Raw genomic sequence first — 12136 nt, 5'->3', positions numbered from 1 at the left:
TCCGTTCAGCTTGCAGTTGAAGGTCGCCGTGGCCTCGGTCGCCGTCGCGAGCGAGTCCCGCCGCAACTCCGTCATGCTTGTGCGAAGCTTGACTCGAAAACACGGAAAATCACCGCACGACTACGGTGTTTGACGACGAATGCCGCGTCGTTGCTGGACAAGTCAAAACTTTTCCACAAAATATTCATGTCGCGTCTAAATTGATTCGTGTGCGTTGCGTCCCCCGCGTCCGTGTTTTCTCCTGACGGGCTGGTTCATGACACATCGCCAAGAATTTGCTCGCGAAGAGTTCGTTCGCGACGCGGCCGGCAGCCGCCAAATCGCAGCGCGCTGGTGCGCTCTCGCCGAGCAGCGCCTGCAACATCTCTCCGAGATGTTTGAGACCGGCCGCTGGCGCCGCTATCATTCTGAGATCGCCTTCCTCGAAAACATCCAGGAAGCCAAGCGCGCCGTCCAGACTTGGCGCGCGCTTGCGACCGGCGCGGATGTCGCCGAGGCGGCTGCGAGCGTGACGCCGGCATTCGGTTGGTCGCCGGCGACGATGCCTCGCATGGCGCCGCGCGAGCAGCAGGCGCAAACGATGCAGCCCAAGGCCGTTCACATCGTCCCCGAGACCACCACGCCGGTCAGGCTCGATCCGAAGCCCGACGTGCTCGCGGAGATCACCGAAGCCCCGATCGCGCCGCTTGCTATGCCCGTAGCTTGGCCGTCGTTCACCGCGCCTGCCGAGATGCCGCCGCTGAGGGCACCCGCTGCGAAGGCACCGTTCACTGCGCCTGCCGTGAGATCGCCGCTCGCGGAGCCGGCCGCAACACGGCCATTCGCCGCGCCGGAAGTGAGGCCGCCGGTGCCTGCCGCGAAGCCGCCGAAGACCGCGCCCGCAGCGATGGCGGCGCTCCTGCCGCAGTTCGCCCCGCCCGCCGAGGAAATCGTCGCCGCCCCCGAGCGCGTCGTCGAATTCACTTTCAGCCTCGACGGCCTGGAAGCGAAGTACCCGCTGCTGCGGAACGCCTTCTAGCGCCGCACCGCATTGCCGCCGACCACCAGCTGCGCAAAACGTTGTGCGCCTTCGGCCGATAGATCCGACGTCACCGCGCGGGCGTGATCGAGGCCGACCACGGCGCCGCGCGGCGTCTCGGAGATCATGTTGTTGTTGACCAGCGCGGTGCCGGCGCCCGGCACGACGGAGACGCCGACGCCGGCCAGCGCCTTACGGATCACGTTGCCCGTGATCGCGACGTCGCGCAGATATCTGCCCCAGCCGGCGACGATGCCGTAGGACGGCGCGTTCTCGATCACGTTGCCGGTCACCGAAGAATCCGCCTCGATGTAGATGCCGACGCCGGCATCATCGTCGGGCACGGTGCCGATCGGCCGCTTCGGGATCAGGTTGCGGATGATGTTGCCCTGGACCACCGCGATGCGGCCGCCCTCGTTGAAATTACAGACCGAGACGCCGACGGCCGCGCCGTCCACGATGTTGTTGGCGATCACCGCGGCCTCGAATGCGAACTCGGAATAGAGCGCGACCTCGCGCACGTCGCTGACGCTGTTGCCACTGATGTGGATGTTCGAAGCCGAGTTGCCGCGCACCGCCGAATAGTCGCAATTCCTGATACGGTTGCCGCGCACGATCACGTTGCTGGCGCGAAAGGCGTTGATGGCATTGCCGAACTGGCCCGAGCCGCCGGGGCCGGCCTTGATGTTCTCGATGCGGTTGTCGGCGACCAGCGTGCCGTCATCGCCGATCGCGGTGCGCAGGATCTCGATCCCGTTGTCGTTGGTGCCGAGAATCGTGTTGCGGCAGACGCTGAGGCCCCTGGCGTCGAACGACACGACCGCTGTCACCGCGATGTCGGTGAAGATATTGCCGGAGATGTCGCCCGCGACCTGCTCGAGCCAGATGCCGCTGCCGCCCGAGCTCGTGATAGCGCATTCGCTGATGCGCACGTCGCGCCCGCCGAGGGCGTGGATCAGGCCGCGCCGTGTCGGCAGCGGGATGCCGCCGCCGTCGAAGGTGATGCCGGTGAGGCCGATCGCATCGGAGCCGTCGCTCTGGATCGCCGAGGCGCCGCCGGTGAAGACGAGCTTGGTCGCGCCGCGCACGCCGATCAGCTGCGCGCCGTTCGGCAGCCGCAACAGACCGGTCCTGTACACGCCGGGTGGCAAGGCGAGTGGCAATTGCGCCCGCGCGGCCTCGTCGATGGCACGCTGCAGCGCGCGGGTCTGGTCCTCGCTGCTGCCGGGCCGCACACCATATTGCGTAGCATCGCGGCCGAGCAGCGACGTTAGCGGCGCGGCGCGCGCGGCATCGGCCGGCATGGCCAGCGCACCGGCAATGCCCGCGGTCGAAGCCCCGATGAGATGACGGCGATTGAGGTTCATGACGCGTCCTCCGGCGGACGCGGGAGGTGTCCGCAGCGGTTTCGTAGCGCAGCAGGGCGAGGACCGTGAGGATTGTTCGCGGTAGGGTTAAATGTTTACGCAAAAGACGGTGCGTAGGGTGGGTTAGCCGTAGGCATAACCCACCATGTCACCGCGAGTACGGAACCGTTGATGGAGATGAGGTGGATTACGCTTTGCTAATCCACCCTACGAAGCGCGCGCCTTGCGTGCCAACTGCACCATCTCCATCAGCATCGCTTCCCCCGCATCCACCAGTTCCTCCAGCGTGATGCGGGATGCGCCCTTGCGGCGCACGCCGCCGCTGCGCGCGAGCAGCGGAATGTGGATGAACGCCGCAAGCCTGGGTCCCCCCGCCTTCACGCGCTCGATCGCGCGCCAGCTTAAGTAGTTGCAGAGATAGGCGCCGGCGTCGCGCGAGGGACGCGCGTCGATGCCGGTGAGTCGCGCGGCGCGCAGCAGCCTTGCGGTGTGCGGGCCGAACATCATCGCGTCGGCATGGCCGGCGATGCCGCGCTTGGTCGAGCGGGTGTTGGCGGCGTCGGGCCAGAGCATGGTGACGGCGTTGCGCGCCCGCGTCTCGATGCGCAGATAAGGCGTGCGGGCGGCGAGGCCGAACATCAGCAGCGCGTCGGGCTTTTGCCTAGCGAGCACGTCGGGCAATTGGCAGTCGACCGCGGCATAAGTGACCGGGAAGATGTGGCTCGAGAGCACGACATCGTCGAGCGCGGGCCGGCGCAATTGCGCCAGCCGCGCCACCAGCGGCTGGGTCGGATTATAGGGCGCACCGGGAAACGGGCCGAAGCCGGTGAGAAGAATGCGGAGCTTGTCGCTCATTGCAGCAACTCCAGAATCTGATCAGCGGCGAGCGCCGGCGTGAGATGGCCATCGGCGACCTCGGCCTCGATCTTGCGAACCTTGGTCCGCACCGAGGCCTCGCTGCGCAGCCGTGCCAGCATGCGCTGCTCCAGCATCGACCACATCCACTTCACCTGCTGCTCGCGCCGCCGCGCGGCGAAATCGCCGGAGGCGTTCATCGCCTTGCGGTGATCCAGAACCTTCTGCCAGATCTTTGCGATGCCGTCGCCGGTCAGCGCCGAATAGGTCTCGACCGGCGGATGCCAATGCTCGGACCGCGGCGCCAAGATATGCAGCGCGCCGCGATAATCGGCCGCGGTGATCTTGGCGCGCTTCAAATTGTCGCCGTCGGCCTTGTTGATCGCGATCATGTCGGCGAGCTCGACCAGGCCCTTTTTGATGCCCTGCAGCTCGTCGCCGCCGCCCGGCAGCATCAGGGCAAGGAAGAAGTCGGTCATGTCGCACACGGCGGTCTCGGACTGGCCGATGCCGACGGTTTCCACCAGCACGACGCCGAAGCCCGCGGCCTCGCACAACAGCATCGCCTCGCGCGTCTTCGCCGCGACACCGCCAAGCGTGCCCGAGGACGGCGAGGGTCGGATGAAGGCGTCGTTCGAGGCTGACAGCCGCGCCATGCGGGTCTTGTCGCCGAGAATCGAGCCGCCGCTGCGCGCCGAGGACGGATCGACCGCGAGCACCGCGACCTTGTGGCCCTGCTCGATGAGATACGTACCCAACGCATCGATCGTGGTGGATTTGCCGACGCCGGGCGAGCCGGTGATGCCGACGCGATATGCCTTGCCGGTGTCGGGCAGCAGCATCTGCACCAGCTCCCGGGCCAGCGCCTGATGGTCGGCGCGCCGGCTCTCCGCCAGCGTGATCGCCCGGGCGAGGGCCGCACGACTGCCGGCGCGAAGGTCACGGGCGAGGGATCTGATGTCGGTGGATTTGGGAACAGTCATCATTGCTTATGGGCGCGCGAGTCCACGTCAACTCGACGGTCGCACGCGCCCTTCGACGAAAGATTTCAATGGAGAGAGATGATCTTGAACGATCGCCCATACAATCCCAACATCCGTTGCATGATAGGCGTGACGCAAACGATTGCCGAAATTCACCATTGCTTGCCAATCTATGCTCGACGCATCTTTCTTCATCTCGTCGGGCAACCGCCGTGCGGCCTCGCAAATGACTTCCAAATAGCGTTCAGTGGCCATACGGCTGGTCTTGTCGGCGGTGAATCGCGCGAAGTCATAGCCCGCAAGCAACGCCTCGATCTCGACAATGGCCTCGAGAATGTCTCGCAACCGGTCCTCGACGGTGGGCGGCATTCAGAATACCTCGACCAAATCGTCGGCGATGCGTTCTGCCATGCGGGGCTTCAGTAAGTTTCGCATCGATATTTGAGTTTCGAGGCCGATGTGATCCTCGATCAGTTTTACAGCCTTGAAGTAATCGAAACGTGGCTCTTGCCCATGCGGGGTCGTCTCGACCAGAACATCGAGGTCGCTGTCGGGGCGCGCGTCGCCGCGCGCTCGGGACCCAAACAGGAACAGGCGATTGATGCCCGCAGCCCTCAAGGCGGGAGCAAGCTCTCGGAGCTTTCCGACAATCGTCTGGAGTGGAATGTCTGCGACCTCGGTCATGGCCGGACATTAGCACAGGGCGAGGGCCCGGCCCAGCGATAGCGGGCCTGCTCGGCCTGCCCCGGCGGGGCAGGCGAGGCCCGCCCGCCCGATATCACCGGGTCGTTGCCGCGGCGGTCTGCGGCTGTTTCACCTTGCGCCAGATCCACACCATGACCGGCCAGAGCAGCGCGCCGATCGCCATCGCGGCGAGGATGGCCGCGACCGGACGCTCGAAGAACGGCAAGATGCTGCCGTCCGACTTGATCAGCGAGGTGACGAAGGCCTGCTCCACCATGGTGCCCATGACGATGCCGAGCACCATGGCGGCGACGGGATAGCCGTTCGTCTCCATGACATAGCCGATCACGCCGAAGGCGGCGACGGTGACGACGCCGAACATGTTGTTGCCGATCGCGAACGAGCCAACCGCGCAGCACAGCATGATGATCGGCATGATCGCCGAGCGCGGTGCCAGCAGGATGTAGGTGGCGACGCGGATCATCGCGATGCCGAGCGGGATCATCAAGATATTCGCGATGATGAACATCAGGTAGATCGCATACATGCTCGACGCCTTCTCGGTGAACAGCGTCGGGCCGGGATTGAGGCCCTTCATGTAGAGCACGCCGATCGCGATCGCGGCGATGGTGTCGCCGGGGATGCCGAACAGCAGCGAAGGCACCCAGCCGGAGGCGATGCTGGCATTGTTGCTGGCGCCGGCCTCGACCAGGCCCTCGACATGGCCGGTGCCGAACTTTTCCGGCTCCTTGGAGAAACGCTTCGACATCGCATAGGAGACCCAGGCGGCCATGTCGGCGCCGGCGCCGGGCAGCACGCCGATGATGATGCCGACGATGTTCCCGCGCGTCATCTGCCAGCGATAGAGCTTGGTCAGCTTCCATTGGCCGGCCATGATGCTTCCGAATTTGCGCCGCGGCAGCGGCGGCGGCTCGGGCGTCAGCATCGCGCGCATCACCTGCGCCACCGCGAACACGCCAACGAGGGCCGGGATCGGCTCGATGCCGCCGAACAGGTCCGTAAGCCCAAAGGTGAAGCGCGGGACGCCGCCGGGATTCTCGATGCCGATGCAGGCGACGAGCAGGCCGATGAACATGCCGGCGATCGCCTTCACCGGGGAGGAACGCGCCACCAGGGTGGCGCACATCAGGCCGAGCAGCGCCAGCCAGAAATACTCGAAGGTCGAGAACGACAGCGCGATCTCGGCCAACGGCGGCGCCAGGATCATCAGCGACAGCACGCCGGCGATGCCGCCGACCGCGGAGAACCAGACGCCGGCCCCTAGCGCCAGCTCGGCCTGGCCCTTGCGCGTCATGGCGTAGGCTTCATCCGCGTAAGCCGCGGATGCGGGCGTGCCCGGGATACGCAGCAGCGCGCCGGGAATGTCGCCGGAGAAGATCGCCATCGAGGACGCCGCGACGATAGTCGCGATCGCCGCGATCGGTGACAGATAGAAGGTGACCGGGACGAGCAGGGCGGTCGCCATCGTCGCCGACAGGCCCGGCAGCGAGCCGATCACCAGCCCATACACGGAGGCTGCGAACATGGAGATGATGACCTCCCAGGTGGAGATCAGCGCGAACGCATCAATCAGGGTCTTCAACATCGATCACCAGGGCGTCGGCAGCAGGCCAACCGGCAGCGGCACGCGGAGCAGCTTGCCGAAGATGAGATGAATGGCGAACGGCGAGAGCACCGCGAGCGGCAGCGCCAGCTTCCATTTCGCCCCGAGCGCGGTCGAGGTCACGTAAACCATGATCGCCGCGGTGATGACGAATCCGAGCCGGTCGGCGGCAAGAACGTAGAACAGCAGCAGCGCCGGCGGCAGCAGCGCGCGCAGGCCGTAGAGCTTGCCCTGCGGTGGCGGAGCAGCCGCCTGGCCGTCCTCGAACGGGACCAGCTCTTCCTCCTCCTCGAAGGAGCGCCCGATGCCGAACACGATCGCGAGCCCGCACAGTGCAAGGCCGCAGCCGATCACCAGCGGAAATACATTGGGGCCGACCGGCTGCCCCGGCACCGGCGGCAGAATGTAGCCGCCGTAGGCGGCAGCCGCGCCGAGCGCGACGAGAAACGATCCCGTGACGGAGTCGGGAAGACGCATAGGGGAGTCCTACAGGAGGTGCGCTCCCTCTCCCCGCTTGCGGGGAGAGGGTTGGGGTGAGGGGAAGTCTCCGCGGGGGAGGTGAGAGATGGACTCGCGGAGAGTTCCTCGCACCCCGATCACGGCGTCGCAGGTGCGGATCACGCCTTGCTCAGGCCCGCGGCCTTCATCGCCTGGCCCATCTGAGCGTCGCCCTTGTCCATGAAGCCCGCGAAATGGGCCGCATCGCCCCACACGGTGCCGAAGCCGCGATTGCTCATGAAGTCCTTGAACTCGGCGGAGTCGTAGACCTTCTTCAGCGCCGCCGTGAGCTTGGTTGCGATCTCCGGCGGCAGATTTTTCGGCCCGGCAATGCCGCGCCAGGCGCCGGTTGCGTAGTCGATGCCCATGGCCTCCTTCAGCGTCGGCACGTCCTTGAACACCGGATTGCGCGCGGGCGCCATGATGGCAAGGCTCCTGGCCTTGCCGGCCTCGATGATGGCGCGCGCTTCCGGCACCGAGCAGGTGGTGAGATCGACACCGCCGGCCGCGAGATCCTGCATTGCGGGTGCCGCGCCGTTCGACGGCACCCAGGCGACCTGGTTGGCGGGCAGGCCCATCGCCTGCATCCAGCCGACCAGCGCCAGATGCCAGATGCCGCCCTGGCCGGTGCCGGAAGCCTTGAACTTCCCCGGAGGCGCCGCCTTGATCGCGTCGGCGAGCTCCTTGACCGTCTTGTAGGGCGAGGAGGAGGAGACCTGGATGCCGGGCGGATCCTCGTTCATCAGCGCCAGCGGCGTGTAGCTCTTCGGCGTCAGGTCGGTGAGACCCTGCCAGTGCATCATTGAGATTTCGACGGTCAGCATGCCGATGGTGTAGCCGTCGGGCTGCGCGGTCGCGATCGCGCTATGGCCGACCACGCCGGAGCCGCCGGTGCGGTTGACCACGTTGAAGGGCTGGCCGAGGTCCTTCTCCAGCAGCGCTGCGACGATGCGCGCAGTGGCATCGGTGCCGCCGCCGGCGCCCCAGGGCACGATCACGGTGACGGGCCGCGCCGGATAGGCTTGTGCGAGCGCGGGCTTGAAGCCGAAAGCGGCGGAGGCCGCGATAGCGGCGGTGGAAGCCGCAAAGCTGCGGCGCGAAATCTTGGACATTTAATGCCTCCCAGCGGCGCCCGTGATGTCGGGCGCTCTTGTCAACTCCGGCATTCTAGTCGGCTTTACGTCGCCGCCGCAAGGTAGCGCTACCAACTGGAATCGCCATGTTGTGTGAAAGCAGACGGCCCGTCGAATGGGCGGTCGGAAATCGGGTGGGTTTTGTCCGCGCGCCTAGCCAACCTGTGCGCGCAACGAAACCAAAGGCAAGCCACCGATGACCCAAGCCTATTACAGCGCCGTGCTGGACCACCCGCTCGACGACGTCTGGTCCCTGATCCGCGATTTCAACAACTACCCCGCCTATATCGACGGCGTGAGCGAGAGCGAGATCGAAGACAACAGGCGCGGCGATGAAGTCGGCGCCGTCAGGCGCTTCTGCTATCTCGGAAACTGGATCCGCCAGCGCCTGGTCGATCACTCGGACCTGCAGCACAGCCTGACCTATGCCGGTCTCGAAGCGATACCCTATCCGCAAGACGACGCTAGCCCGAGTCCGGCGCCGACGCGCTACCAAGGCACCATGCATCTGCGTCCGATCATCGAGGGCAACCGAACCTTCATCGAATGGTCGGTTGCGCTCGAAACTGAACCTGCGGACGCCGAGCGCTGGAAAGCGCTGTTTGCCTCCTGGATTCCCGATTGGACGGATTCCCTCGCGCGGACATTGGCCCGGACCCGTTTGCGATCCCGTTAGCCTCAGCTCACGGCTCGTCCGCGTCGCCCTTGGGCCGCGCGCCGCCGAAGATGCGGGCGCCCTCCGATGTGAGGTGAGGTTTCAGCGTCTCCCACGGCACGAAAGCGACATACTCGCCCTCAGCGTAGGGGCCGACGGCATAGGGCGGATAGTGGAAGTTGAGGCCGGAACTCCTGCCGGCCTCGGTGGAGGGCGCGAGCGTCACCGCGCCGATCTTGAGGAGGCGCGGCTCCACGGACTTGAACCACTCGTCGGTCGCGGTCTCTCCGGCGCCGCGCTTCTTCTTCTCGTCCGTCAGCGAAGCGATGATGGCCTTCACCATCGCCTTCATGGTGGGGCCGCCATCGGCGGTCTCGGTGAAGAATGGACGGATCGAGATGCGCTTGTTGGCGGCCTTGTCCCACAGGATCGTGTTCACGTCCGAATTAGGATGGGCGCCGCGTGTGTTCATGTAGTCGTTGCGCAGGACGCTGACATAGCGGTCGGTAGCCACGGAGCGGATTTCATATTTGCGCTCGAACTCCCAGCCGCCCTCCTTGAAGAACTGCGGGTCCGCTTTGCGCGCGGCAGCGGCTTCCGCGGCATTCTTGTCGAGCCACTTCTTGCCCTCCGCGAGGCAGTCCGCCGCCAGCGCCGCATCCGCCTTGATCCTGTCGCCGAGGAAGACGCGCGCTTCGATGCTCTTGGTCTTGACGATCGCATCGGGTTTGGGATCGGCGGCGTGGGCGGAAAACGCACATGTTGCGCTCAGCGCCAGGGCGACGCTCAAACCGGCGATGAACTTCAAGGTTAGTGCTCCTGCGTGAGCGTCAGAATATTTCGACAATATCGACTGCGATCCGCTCCGCAAAGCGGGGAGAGATGGAGCGGCGAACAGTTGCCTGTGCTTGCAAGCCAGTCGCATCCTCGATGATGTGCTCGACATCGATCAAGTTGAGCAGGGAAAACGAGGTGTCCGGCTCGATCTCGACGAGCACGTCGATATCGCTATCAGGCCGATAATCGTTGCCGGCTCGCGAGCCGAAGATGGCAAGCTTTGCTACGCCCTTGCCTCGGATGGCATCCGCGTTCTTGCGTATCGCAGCGACGATTTCGTCACGCGTCATGGACACACCTGGCCGTCACACGGCCAGTCTATCATCTACTCCGCCGCCTCGCTATGCCCCAGCCGGGCGTTCAGCTTGCGGATCAGCTCCTCGGCGGCGTCCGCGATCACCGTGCCGGGCGGGAAGATCGCCTCGGCGCCGGCGGCATAGAGCGCATCGTAATCCTGCGGCGGCACCACGCCGCCGACGATGATCATGATGTCGTCGCGGCCCTGCTTCTTCAGTGCGGCTTTCAGCTCCGGCACTGCTGTGAGGTGGGCGGCGGCCAGCGAGGAGACACCGAGAATGTGCACGTCGTTCTCGACCGCCTGCCGCGCGGCTTCGTCGGCGGTGGCAAACAGCGGCCCGATGTCGACGTCGAAGCCGATATCGGCGAACGCCGAGGCGATCACCTTCTGGCCGCGGTCATGGCCGTCCTGGCCGATCTTGGCGACCAGGATGCGCGGGCGGCGGCCCTCGGCCTCCTCGAAGGCGTCGATCAGCGCCTGAACCTTTTCGACCTGGGTGCCCATGCTGGACGCCTCCCGCTTATAGACGCCGGTGATGGATTTGATCTCGGCGCGATGTCGGCCGAACACTTTCTCCATTGCGTCAGAAATTTCGCCAACGGTCGCCTTGGCGCGGGCCGCATCGATCGCGAGCGCCAGCAGATTGCCGTTGCCTTCGCCGGCCGAGCGCGTCAGCGCGGCGAGGGCGGCATCGACCTCCTGCTGGTTGCGCTCGGCTTTCAGTCGCTTGAGCTTGTCGATCTGAAGCCGGCGCACATTGGTGTTGTCGACCTTCAGGATCTCGATTTTGTCCTCGTCGGTCGGCTTGTACTTGTTGACGCCGATCACCGCCTGCTTGCCGGCGTCGATCCGCGCCTGCGTTTTGGCTGAGGCCTCCTCGATGCGCAGCTTTGGCACGCCGGCCTCGATCGCCTTCGCCATGCCGCCGAGTTCCTCGACCTCCTGGATGTGGCCCCAGGCTTTGGCGGCGAGGTCGCGCGTGAGCCGCTCGACATAATACGAGCCGCCCCAGGGATCGATGATGCGGGTGGTGCCGCTCTCCTGCTGCAGGAACAGCTGGGTGTTGCGGGCGATGCGCGCCGAGAAATCGGTCGGCAGCGCCAAGGCCTCGTCGAGCGCGTTGGTGTGGAGCGATTGGGTGTGGCCTTGGGTGGCCGCCATCGCCTCCACCGTAGTACGCATCACGTTGTTGAAGACGTCCTGCGCGGTCAGCGACCAGCCCGAGGTCTGGCTGTGCGTGCGCAGCGACAGTGAGCGCGGGTCTTTCGGGTTGAACGGCTTGAGCAGCTTGGCCCAAAGCAGGCGCGCCGCGCGCAGCTTGGCAACCTCCATGAAGAAGTTCATGCCGATCGCCCAGAAGAACGACAGCCGCGGCGCGAAGCGGTCGACGTCGAGCCCTGCGGCAAGGCCGGCGCGCAAATATTCGACGCCGTCAGCCAGCGTATAGGCGAGCTCGAGATCCTGCGTCGCACCGGCCTCCTGCATGTGATAGCCGGAGATCGAGATCGAATTGTACTTCGGCATCTTTTGAGAGGTGTAGGCGAAGATGTCCGAGATGATCCGCATCGAGGGCGCCGGCGGATAGATGTAGGTGTTGCGCACCATGAACTCTTTCAGAATGTCGTTCTGAATGGTGCCCGACAGCTTCTCCGGCGGCACGCCCTGTTCCTCGGCGGCGGCGACATAGAGCGCGAGGATCGGCAGCACCGCGCCGTTCATGGTCATGGACACGCTCATCTGGTCGAGCGGAATCCCTGCAAACAGCGTGCGCATGTCGTAGATGGAATCGATGGCAACGCCGGCCATGCCGACATCGCCGCCGACGCGCGGATGATCCGAGTCATAGCCGCGATGGGTGGCAAGATCGAACGCGACCGAGAGGCCCTTTTGCCCCGCCGCGAGATTGCGGCGATAGAACGCGTTGGAATCCTCCGCCGTGGAGAAGCCGGCATATTGCCTGACCGTCCAGGGCTGGTTGACATACATGGTCGGGTAGGGGCCGCGCAGATACGGCGCGATGCCCGGATAGGTCTCGAGGAAATCGAGCCCGGTCAGATCAGCCTCGCCATAAGCGGGCTTCACCAGGATGCCCTCCGGTGTCAGCCACGGCTCGGCGCTGCCAGTGGGCGCGGCGGTTGCGGTCCGCTCGAAGGCGACGTCGGCGAAATTCGGAATGCGGCTCAT

The 12136-nt window shown here is 65.5% G+C and carries 13 protein-coding genes; 2 read left to right on the top strand and 11 right to left on the bottom strand.

The window, feature by feature from the left end:
* Positions 1-256: 256 nt before the first annotated feature.
* The gene (locus tag I6F28_RS06455; RefSeq protein WP_225139507.1) at positions 257-1018 is read left to right on the top strand and encodes a TIGR03809 family protein; all 762 of its coding nucleotides are present in this window, start codon (positions 257-259) and stop codon (positions 1016-1018) included.
* Here the strand turns inward: I6F28_RS06455 and I6F28_RS06450 are convergent.
* From I6F28_RS06450 to I6F28_RS06415, 8 genes are all read right to left on the bottom strand, one after another.
* Positions 1015-2385 carry a TIGR03808 family TAT-translocated repetitive protein gene (locus I6F28_RS06450; RefSeq protein ID WP_225139506.1) on the bottom strand — a complete coding sequence of 457 codons (1371 nt, stop codon included), beginning with the start codon at positions 2383-2385 and terminating at the stop codon, positions 1015-1017. The two genes, I6F28_RS06455 and I6F28_RS06450, sit on opposite strands and share 4 nt — an antisense overlap.
* Before the next feature lie 207 nt (positions 2386-2592).
* The gene (locus I6F28_RS06445) at positions 2593-3240 is read right to left on the bottom strand and encodes a pyroglutamyl-peptidase I (RefSeq protein WP_225139505.1); all 648 of its coding nucleotides are present in this window, start codon (positions 3238-3240) and stop codon (positions 2593-2595) included.
* Positions 3237-4223, bottom strand: coding sequence for a methylmalonyl Co-A mutase-associated GTPase MeaB (gene meaB, locus I6F28_RS06440; protein WP_225139718.1), 987 nt, complete (start codon positions 4221-4223; stop codon positions 3237-3239). The genes I6F28_RS06445 and meaB overlap by 4 nt, the downstream gene beginning before the upstream one ends.
* Positions 4224-4250: 27 nt before the next feature.
* A complete protein-coding gene (locus I6F28_RS06435) occupies positions 4251-4592 on the bottom strand; it encodes a HepT-like ribonuclease domain-containing protein (protein ID WP_057027168.1) in 342 nt (113 codons plus the stop codon).
* Entirely contained in the window at positions 4593-4907 is a 315-nt protein-coding gene (locus I6F28_RS06430; RefSeq protein ID WP_036006010.1) for a nucleotidyltransferase family protein, read from the bottom strand.
* A gap of 94 nt (positions 4908-5001) precedes the next feature.
* On the bottom strand, positions 5002-6513 hold the full coding sequence (locus I6F28_RS06425; RefSeq protein ID WP_057027170.1) for a tripartite tricarboxylate transporter permease: 1512 nt from the start codon (positions 6511-6513) through the stop codon (positions 5002-5004).
* 3 nt (positions 6514-6516) lie between these two features.
* On the bottom strand, positions 6517-7008 hold the full coding sequence (locus tag I6F28_RS06420) for a tripartite tricarboxylate transporter TctB family protein (RefSeq protein WP_074447490.1): 492 nt from the start codon (positions 7006-7008) through the stop codon (positions 6517-6519).
* Between the two features lie 140 nt (positions 7009-7148).
* Positions 7149-8141 carry a tripartite tricarboxylate transporter substrate binding protein gene (locus I6F28_RS06415; RefSeq protein ID WP_225139504.1) on the bottom strand — a complete coding sequence of 331 codons (993 nt, stop codon included), beginning with the start codon at positions 8139-8141 and terminating at the stop codon, positions 7149-7151.
* A gap of 217 nt (positions 8142-8358) precedes the next feature.
* On the opposite strand from I6F28_RS06415, the gene I6F28_RS06410 reads away from it, so the two are divergent.
* A complete protein-coding gene (locus I6F28_RS06410) occupies positions 8359-8838 on the top strand; it encodes an SRPBCC family protein (RefSeq protein WP_128262638.1) in 480 nt (159 codons plus the stop codon).
* Positions 8839-8845: 7 nt separating this feature from the next.
* Here the strand turns inward: I6F28_RS06410 and I6F28_RS06405 are convergent, their stop codons facing one another.
* From I6F28_RS06405 to scpA, 3 genes are read right to left on the bottom strand one after another with little or no spacing between them, the layout of a single operon-like run.
* Complete coding sequence (locus I6F28_RS06405) at positions 8846-9616, bottom strand: DUF3298 domain-containing protein (RefSeq protein ID WP_524536099.1); 771 nt, start codon at positions 9614-9616, stop codon at positions 8846-8848.
* A 31-nt stretch (positions 9617-9647) separates the two neighbouring features.
* Positions 9648-9944: a nucleotidyltransferase family protein gene (locus tag I6F28_RS06400; RefSeq protein ID WP_225139502.1), complete on the bottom strand. Its 297-nt coding sequence runs from the start codon at positions 9942-9944 to the stop codon at positions 9648-9650.
* 35 nt (positions 9945-9979) lie between these two features.
* The gene (gene scpA / locus I6F28_RS06395; protein WP_109145873.1) at positions 9980-12136 is read right to left on the bottom strand and encodes a methylmalonyl-CoA mutase; all 2157 of its coding nucleotides are present in this window, start codon (positions 12134-12136) and stop codon (positions 9980-9982) included.

The sequence above is a fragment of the Bradyrhizobium sp. NBAIM14 genome (assembly GCF_020193895.1).
In the GTDB taxonomy this organism is placed as follows: domain Bacteria; phylum Pseudomonadota; class Alphaproteobacteria; order Rhizobiales; family Xanthobacteraceae; genus Bradyrhizobium; species Bradyrhizobium yuanmingense.
The sequence above is the reverse complement of the archived record's forward strand: the minus strand, read 5'-3'. Positions and strand labels throughout refer to the sequence as shown.

Excerpts from the sequence above, each read along its gene's own strand:
- I6F28_RS06455 (WP_225139507.1), top strand. The coding sequence starts at position 257 with ATGACACATCGCCAAGAATTTGCTCGCGAAGAGTTCGTTCGCGACGCG.
- I6F28_RS06450 (WP_225139506.1), bottom strand. The coding sequence starts at position 2,385 with ATGAACCTCAATCGCCGTCATCTCATCGGGGCTTCGACCGCGGGCATT.
- I6F28_RS06445 (WP_225139505.1), bottom strand. The coding sequence starts at position 3,240 with ATGAGCGACAAGCTCCGCATTCTTCTCACCGGCTTCGGCCCGTTTCCC.
- meaB (WP_225139718.1), bottom strand. The coding sequence starts at position 4,223 with ATGACTGTTCCCAAATCCACCGACATCAGATCCCTCGCCCGTGACCTT.
- I6F28_RS06435 (WP_057027168.1), bottom strand. The coding sequence starts at position 4,592 with ATGCCGCCCACCGTCGAGGACCGGTTGCGAGACATTCTCGAGGCCATT.
- I6F28_RS06430 (WP_036006010.1), bottom strand. The coding sequence starts at position 4,907 with ATGACCGAGGTCGCAGACATTCCACTCCAGACGATTGTCGGAAAGCTC.
- I6F28_RS06425 (WP_057027170.1), bottom strand. The coding sequence starts at position 6,513 with ATGTTGAAGACCCTGATTGATGCGTTCGCGCTGATCTCCACCTGGGAG.
- I6F28_RS06420 (WP_074447490.1), bottom strand. The coding sequence starts at position 7,008 with ATGCGTCTTCCCGACTCCGTCACGGGATCGTTTCTCGTCGCGCTCGGC.
- I6F28_RS06415 (WP_225139504.1), bottom strand. The coding sequence starts at position 8,141 with ATGTCCAAGATTTCGCGCCGCAGCTTTGCGGCTTCCACCGCCGCTATC.
- I6F28_RS06410 (WP_128262638.1), top strand. The coding sequence starts at position 8,359 with ATGACCCAAGCCTATTACAGCGCCGTGCTGGACCACCCGCTCGACGAC.
- I6F28_RS06400 (WP_225139502.1), bottom strand. The coding sequence starts at position 9,944 with ATGACGCGTGACGAAATCGTCGCTGCGATACGCAAGAACGCGGATGCC.
- scpA (WP_109145873.1), bottom strand. The coding sequence starts at position 12,136 with ATGAGCCGCATTCCGAATTTCGCCGACGTCGCCTTCGAGCGGACCGCA.